This is a genomic window from Achromobacter sp. 1011791174 (assembly GCF_059760925.1).
Genome location: NZ_JCBANH010000085.1, coordinates 20,910 through 27,856, shown reverse-complemented (window position 1 = coordinate 27,856; position 6,947 = coordinate 20,910). Strand labels below are relative to the sequence as shown.

Sequence of the window (6,947 nt, the reverse complement as noted above, 5' to 3'; positions counted from 1 at the left end):
AGCGCAAGGGGCGCGTCGGACGCCGCGTCGCTGTCGGGTAGCGGGGGCGGCACGAGGTAGACCGGCATGGGGTTGTTGGCTGGCTTGCGCGCGTCCACGGCCTGCTGCACGCGGTTGGTGAACGGCACGATCGATTTCTTCCAGACGTTGGTGATCTGGTAGGTGCCGGAGCTGTCCCGGATGTGGATGTCGCCGAACAGCCAGCGGGTGGTGAAGGAGACGGAGCTGACTTTGTCCAGGTCTATGACGGCCTGGCGCAGCCCATAGACCATGCCCTTGTCCAGGAAAATGATGCGCCGGTCGGTCAGGGTGATGAGCCAGGTGTCGTTGTTCATCAAGCCCGTGGCGAAGGCCAGCACTTGTTCGCCATCCTGCAGGATGTGCGGTACGTGGTCCAGTTCCTTTTTGGAGAGGAACTGGGTCTCGCGCATTTCCGTGGCGATATCGTTGTAGCGCGCCCTGAGTTGTTCTGGCGTAGCGGTCTTGAAGTCGAAGTCCATCGATGCTCTGCGGGGTTGCGGTGCGGGGCTCAAGCCGCGCCTATCTTACGTTAAGGATGCGAAAGATTGCGCCCGCAGGCATAGCGGCGCGAGTGCGCCCGAAGAGTGGCGCTGGCGGAGCGGGTATCAGGCCGCGCGCCCGCCGCCCTTGCGCGCATGCGCCAGCAGCGCTTCGCGCAGCGCCACGGCCTGGTTGTGTTCAGTATTGCGCGCGCCATAGAGCAAGGTCAGCGGCCTCTTGCCGGCGGCTTGCAGCAGCGCGCTCATGCGGGCCTGTTGTTCGGGCGCGGCCAGTTCCGCGTTGTAGCGCTGGCGGAATTCGTCCCAGCGTTCGTCGACGTGGCCGAACCATTTGCACAGTTCGGCGGACGGGGCGATGTCGCGCGCCCACTCGTCCAGGCCCAGGTCGGCGCGGCGCAGGCCGCGCGGCCACATGCGGTCGACCAGGGCCTTGTAGGCTTCGTCCGGGCCGGTGCCTTCGTAGATGCGTTGGAGGGAGATCGCGGGCGCTTTCATGGCCGCTCCTGGGTGGGCGTTGCGGCCAGTCTACCGCAACGCCTGGAGCGCCCGTGATGACGCTAGCGGGCCTGAGCGGTGACGGCGGATGTCGCCGCCGGCGCCGCGCCGCCGCTCGCGCGCAGCAGCGCGAAACCGACGATGGCCGAGGCCAGCGAGCCGGTCAGCACGCCGAGCTTGGTGGCGTCCACGGCGGCCGGATCGGTGAAGGCCAGCGCGCCGATGAACAGGCTCATGGTGAAGCCGATGCCGCACAGCAGCGCCACGCCGTACAGCTGCGCGTAACTGGCGTGGCGCGGCAGGGTCGCCACGCCGGCCTTGATGGCCAGCCAGGCGAAGCCGAACACGCCCAGCTGCTTGCCCAGGAACAGCCCCAGCGCCACGCCCAGCGGCACCGGCTGCGCCAGGCTGTCCAGGCCCATGCCGGCGAAGGACACGCCGGCGTTGGCGAAGCCGAAGATCGGCACGATCAGCAGCGCCACGGGTTTGTGCAGCGCATGTTCCAGCGCGTGCAGCGGCGAGTGCGCGGCGGGCGCGCCCTGGTTTTGCGGGCGCAGCGGGATGGCCAGGGCCAGCGCCACGCCGGCCAGCGTGGCGTGCACGCCGGATTTCAGCACGAAGTACCACAGCACCGCGCCCAGCAACAGGTAGGGCGTCAGCCGCAACACGCCTGCGCGGTTCAGGCAGAACAGGATGGCCAGCAGCGCGGCGGCCATGCCCAGCGCGAACAGGTTCAGCTGCGACGTATAGAACAGCGCGATGATGATGATGGCGCCCAGGTCGTCCAGGATGGCCAGCGCGGTCAGGAAGATCTTGAGCGACGTCGGCACGCGGCTGCCCAGCAGCGCCAGGATGCCCAGTGCGAAGGCGATGTCGGTGGCGGCGGGAATGGCCCAGCCGCGCAGCGTGCCGGGGCTGCCCAGGTTGATCAGCACATAGATGAGGGCGGGCATGATCATGCCGCCCAGCGCGGCGATGCCGGGCAGCACGATGCGCGAGGCGCCGCGCAACTGGCCGTCCAGCACTTCACGCTTGATCTCCAGGCCGACCAGCAGGAAGAACACGGCCATCAGGCCGTCGTTGATCCAGTGCAGCACGGATTCCTTGAGGACGACGGGGCCCAGGCTGAAGCCGAGCTTGGCGCCCAGCGCGTCGAAGTAGGCTGGCGCGATCCCGCTGTTGGCGACGAGCAGCGCCAGCAGGGCGGCGAGCATCAGGACGTAGCCGCCGAGGGCTTCGGATTTCAGGAACGCCTGCAGGAACGAGGCGGACCGCGGGGCGGGAGGGGCCGGATGGCTCACGTGGACTCCTTTACTACCTTTCGGTGAGTGCGCGGCGAACGGCGACGGCGAGGGGCGGCGGCTCCATGCCGTGGTTCGGGTTGAGGATGGCTTGCCGGGCGGATCCGCCGCCTGGGCGGGCGGCAGCCGGAAGGCGCCGGGATCCCTGGCAAAGCTTACTTGGCGCGGCGGGCGCCGGGAATGCGCGTGGTCTGGCGGGACGGCGCGCGAGGCGTCCGGCGCGGGCCGGACGGGTTGCGCCCGCAGTCGGATCGCGGGCGCACGAAAGCTGAATTCTACCTGAAAGATGAAGAATTTGTTCCACAAGATCATGCATGTTCCGTGAAATCCGTGCGAACAGGGCGCTAATTTAATTACGGGTCTCTCGCTACCATCGCCAGCGTTTCCTCTGGGCGCACGCGGCAGGCGGCGGCGCATTCGCCGCGCCTGTCCACGCCGCCCTGGCTTTTTTCAGGACCGCCGCCGATGTCATCCTCCTCCCGCAACCCGCATGCCACCCAGGCGTCAAGGACGCCGCTGCTGGCCCGCCTGCCGGCGATCCAGACGCTCAGCTACCAGCGGCCGGGGGCGCGAGGCGCGCCGCTGCTGGTGGATGCCGGCCCGGAAGTGTTGAGCGCAAATGTCGGTTCCGGCGCCGGTCGGGCGCTGTCCGAACTGCCGGGCGGCTATCGCCTGGATACCTTGCTGCCCGGTCCGCGCCTGCAGGCCTGGGTCCGGGGCGGAGCGCGGTTCAGCCTGTCGCGCGACGGCCAGGTCCAGGTGGGATGGGGACGCCGGCTGGCCGCCACGGAGTTCGAGGCGCTGGGCGACGGCGAGCCGGGGCTGGCGATGCTGGAGCCGGAAGAGATCCGTTATCTGGAGGCTTACCTGTTGTGGCAGGGACGACGCTGGAGCGACGCGGAGGACGGGATCGATGCCGGCCCTGGCGAGGCGAGCGCGTTCGATCCGTTCAGCGGTCAGGCGCGGACCCGCGCTTGCGTGGCCGAATCCGCCGGCCTTTCCGGCCTGCGCATCCTGCACACCGAGGCGGCCACCTCGTTCGGTGGGCAGGAGTTCTGCATCTACAAGGAGATGGTGGCGATGCGCGAGCGCGGCCATCACCTGGAGGCCGTGTGCCAGCCCCAGGCCGAGCTGGGCGGCCGGCTGCGCGAGGCGGGCTTCAAGGTCCACAACCTGCTGATGGACGGGCCTGTGAATTTCCTGCGCGGCGTGTCGGCGCTGCGACGGGTGCTGCGCGGCGGGCGCTTCGATGTGCTGAACACGCACAGCCGGCGCGACACCGTGCTGGCGTCCATCGGCGCGCGGCTGGCCGGCACGCCGCTGATCGTGCGCACGCGCCACCTGGCCAAGCCGATCCACTCGCTGTACGCCTATACCTGGCTGGCGCACCGTGTGATCGCCGTCAGCCGCTATGTGCGCGGCCAGTTGCTGGAAGGCGGCGCGCGGCCCGAGGCGGTCGAGGTGATCCATTCGCCGGTGTCCCTGCCGCCGGACCGGCCGGGCGCCTGCCTGCGCCGCGAGTTGTCGATTCCGCCGGAGGCCAAGGTGGTGGGCTGCGTGGCGGTGATGCGGGCGGAAAAAGGGCATGAGGATCTGATCGAGGCCTTCAGCCGGGTGTCTCGCCGCCATGCCGACGCGCATCTGGTGTTGGTGGGCGATGGCATGCCGCTGGCGGAGCAGTTGCGCGAGCGCGTGCGCGCGCTGGGACAGGCGCTGGCGCGGCGCATCCATTTCGCGGGACGGCGCAAGGATGTGGGCACGGCGTTGCGAGCCTTCGACGTGTTCGCGCTGCCGACGCGGCGCGAGGCCTTCGGCACGGTGTTCGTGGAGGCCGCCGCGATGGGGCTGCCGGTGATCGGCACGCAGGTGGGCGGCGTGCCCGAAACCATGATGCCGGGCCGCAGCGGCCTGCTGGTGCCGCCGAATGATCCGGGCGCGCTGGCGCAGGCGCTGGACCTGCTGCTGGGCGACGCGGCGCTGCGCCGCCGCATGGGCGAGGCGGGCCGGGCGCGCGTGCGCGACCTGGGCCTGTTCACGCCGGCGCGCGTGGCGCAGGACGTGGAAAACGTCTACCACCGCTGGCTGAGCGAACGGCGCGGGACGGCGGCGTAGCGTCGCGCTGACGCTACCCTTGGTTCAATGCCAGAGCAGCGCGTTCATGGCCTCGACCAGGCGGTCGCGGTAGCGCGGTAGCTGCGCCTGCGTGCGCGCCAGCCGGGCCTTCAGCTCGGCGGGCTCGGCGCCCTTGGCGACGCGGGCCGGGGCCCAGATCGGGTCGGGGAAATGGCGGTCGCCGCGCCAGCGCGGGATCACGTGCCAGTGCAGGTGCGGCACCATGTTGCCCAGCGAGGCCAGGTTGATCTTGTCGGGCGACAGGATGGCCTGCTGGGTTTCCTCGACCACGTACACGGCCTTCATCAGCAGCTCGCGGCCATGCGCCGACAGGCTGGTCATCTCGGCCAGGTGGCCGTTCCAGATCACGCGGGTGAAGCCGGGGTAGTCGGGGTCGTTGACCTCGATGACGCGCAGGTGCGGGCCGCGCCACAGCAGCGCGCCGCCGTCTTCCTGGCACAGCGGACAGTCGGGGTCGCGGGCGCTCACGGGGTTTTCCTCCGGATCGTGGCCGGGATGCGTGGGACGCGAATGCGGGTCACGGCAGCACCTTGCGATATTGGATGAAGCCGGAACGGTCGGCGATGCGGTCGTACAGCTGCATGGCGGTGGCGTTGGTCTCGTGGGTCAGCCAGTACACGCGCGCGGCATTGTTGGCGGCGGCCTGGGCATAGACGTGTTCGATCAGCTTGCGGCCCGCGCCGGTGCCGCGCGCCTCGGGCGTTACGTACAGGTCCTGCAGATAGCAATAGTCGCCGGCGGTCCAGGTGGAGCGGTGGAAGATCCAGTGGACCATGCCGATGGCCTTGCCGCCGTCGTAGGCCAGCGCCACGTGCATGGGCTCGGCCGGGTCGAGCAGGCGATCCCAGGTGTTGCGCGTGACGGCGTCGGCGATGTCGACGCGGTAGAAGTCCTGGTAGCCCTTCCACAGCGGCAGCCAGACATCGAAGTCGGCGGCGGTGGCGGGGCGGATTTCCGTGGTGCTCATGGGCAATGCCTCCGGTTGCGGATCAGCGTGGGTTTTCCAGTGCCTCGACGATGTGGCGCAGCACCTGCAGGCGGGCGTAGCGCTTGTCGTTGGCCGATACCAGGTGCCAGGGCGCGTGGGCCACGTCGGTGCGCGTCAGCATCTCGTTGGTGGCGGCGGCGTATTCCTTCCACTTGTCGCGGTTGCGCCAATCGTCGGGCGTGATCTTGAAGTTCTTGAACGGCGATTTCTCGCGTTCCTTGAAGCGTTCGAGCTGCACGTCGGGCGTGACCGCCAGCCAGAATTTCAGCACCAGCGCGCCGCTGCCCGACAGCTGTTCCTCGAAGTCGTTGATCTCGGCATAGGCGCGACGCCAGTCGGCGGGGCGGGCCAGCTTCTCGACGCGCTCGACCAGCACGCGGCCGTACCAGGAGCGGTCGAAGATGGCGATGCGGCCCCGGCGCGGCAGCTGGCGCCAGAAGCGCCACAGATAGGGGCGCGAGAGTTCATAGCTGTTGGGCGCGGCGACGGGTGTGATGTCGAACTGGCGCGCGTCCAGCGCATGCGTGACGCGGCGGATCGCGCCGCCCTTGCCGGCAGCGTCCTGGCCCTCGAACACCAGCACCAGCGAGCGGTCCTGGAATTTCTTCGAACGCGCGGCGCGGGCCAGCCGGCCTTGCAGCAGGCCGAGTTCGGACTCGTAGTCCTCGCGGTCGATGCGGGCCTCGTAGTCGAGCTGGCCGAGCCGGTCGATGATGCGCGCCGGCCCGGAGTGCGCCACGAAGCTGGGCGGGATGCGCGGCACGCTGCGCTGGCGCATGGCGGCCAGCACGGCCTCGGCGGTGCGCGCGGCGCGCAGCTGCTCGTCGGCGCTGGGGATCACGACCCAGGGCGCGTGGCCGCTGTCGGTGTGGTTGATGACGATCTGTCCGCCGTTGCGCAGGCGGTCGTATTTCTTGTGCACCTTCAGGTCGGCGGGGCTGACCTGCCACGAGGTCTCAGGGCTGCTCAGCAGGCGCTCGGCGCGCGCCTTCTGCGCCTGGGCGGACAGGTGGAACCACAGCTTGACGATCTGCACGCCCTCGGCGGCCAGCATGGCCTCGAAGCGGCGGATGGCGGCGGACAGGGCTTCGATGGCGTCCTGGTTGGGCCGCTTGCGCGAGGTCTCGCGCAGCAGCTGCGCGTACCAGGAACCGAACACGATGCCGGTGCTGCCCTTGGCGGGCAGATCCTTCCAGTAGCGCCACAGCCAGGGGCGTTCCAGCTCCTCGCCTTCGGGCGGGCCGTAGGCCAGCGTCTTGATGTGGCGCGGGTCCATCCACTCGTTGAGCAGGTTGACCGTGGCGCCCTTGCCGGCGCCGTCGATGCCGGCGACCACCACCAGCAGGGATTTTTCCGCCTTCTGCAGGCGCTGGTACTGCGCGTTCAGCAGGGCGACGCGCAGGCGCGCCTCGATGGGCTTGAAGGCTTCTTTGGACAGGCTGGGGTCGGCTTCGGCTTCGGCGAACATGGCTGGGGTCCGCGGCGGGCGGACAGAGGCGTATCGATCGG

General features: G+C 69.5%; 7 protein-coding genes. 1 reads left to right on the top strand and 6 read right to left on the bottom strand.

What is annotated here, in order from left to right; genetic code table 11:
• The 3 genes from AC6LJ5_RS23590 to nhaA form a co-directional block, all read right to left on the bottom strand.
• Positions 1–500 (bottom strand): PH domain-containing protein (locus AC6LJ5_RS23590; protein ID WP_498141769.1); only part of this gene is annotated, 500 nt, incomplete at its 3' end.
• 126 nt (positions 501–626) lie between these two features.
• The gene (locus tag AC6LJ5_RS23585) at positions 627–1,016 is read right to left on the bottom strand and encodes a DUF488 domain-containing protein (RefSeq protein WP_103271547.1); all 390 of its coding nucleotides are present in this window, start codon (positions 1,014–1,016) and stop codon (positions 627–629) included.
• Between the two features lie 62 nt (positions 1,017–1,078).
• On the bottom strand, positions 1,079–2,317 hold the full coding sequence (gene nhaA, locus AC6LJ5_RS23580) for a Na+/H+ antiporter NhaA (protein ID WP_498141768.1): 1,239 nt from the start codon (positions 2,315–2,317) through the stop codon (positions 1,079–1,081).
• 1,005 nt (positions 2,318–3,322) lie between these two features.
• On the opposite strand from nhaA, the gene AC6LJ5_RS23575 reads away from it, so the two are divergent.
• The gene (locus tag AC6LJ5_RS23575) at positions 3,323–4,429 is read left to right on the top strand and encodes a glycosyltransferase (RefSeq protein WP_392411380.1); all 1,107 of its coding nucleotides are present in this window, start codon (positions 3,323–3,325) and stop codon (positions 4,427–4,429) included.
• Between the two features lie 24 nt (positions 4,430–4,453).
• Here AC6LJ5_RS23575 and AC6LJ5_RS23570 read toward each other — a convergent pair whose 3' ends face one another.
• From AC6LJ5_RS23570 to pap, 3 genes are read right to left on the bottom strand one after another with little or no spacing between them, the layout of a single operon-like run.
• Entirely contained in the window at positions 4,454–4,918 is a 465-nt protein-coding gene (locus AC6LJ5_RS23570) for an HIT family protein (RefSeq protein WP_103271545.1), read from the bottom strand.
• 49 nt (positions 4,919–4,967) lie between these two features.
• Positions 4,968–5,417, bottom strand: a complete 450-nt coding sequence (locus AC6LJ5_RS23565; protein ID WP_103271544.1) for a GNAT family N-acetyltransferase — start codon at positions 5,415–5,417, stop codon at positions 4,968–4,970.
• A gap of 22 nt (positions 5,418–5,439) precedes the next feature.
• Positions 5,440–6,906 (bottom strand): polyphosphate:AMP phosphotransferase, encoded by a 1,467-nt coding sequence (gene pap, locus AC6LJ5_RS23560; RefSeq protein ID WP_498141767.1) that lies wholly within the window; start codon positions 6,904–6,906, stop codon positions 5,440–5,442.
• Positions 6,907–6,947 lie beyond the last annotated feature (41 nt).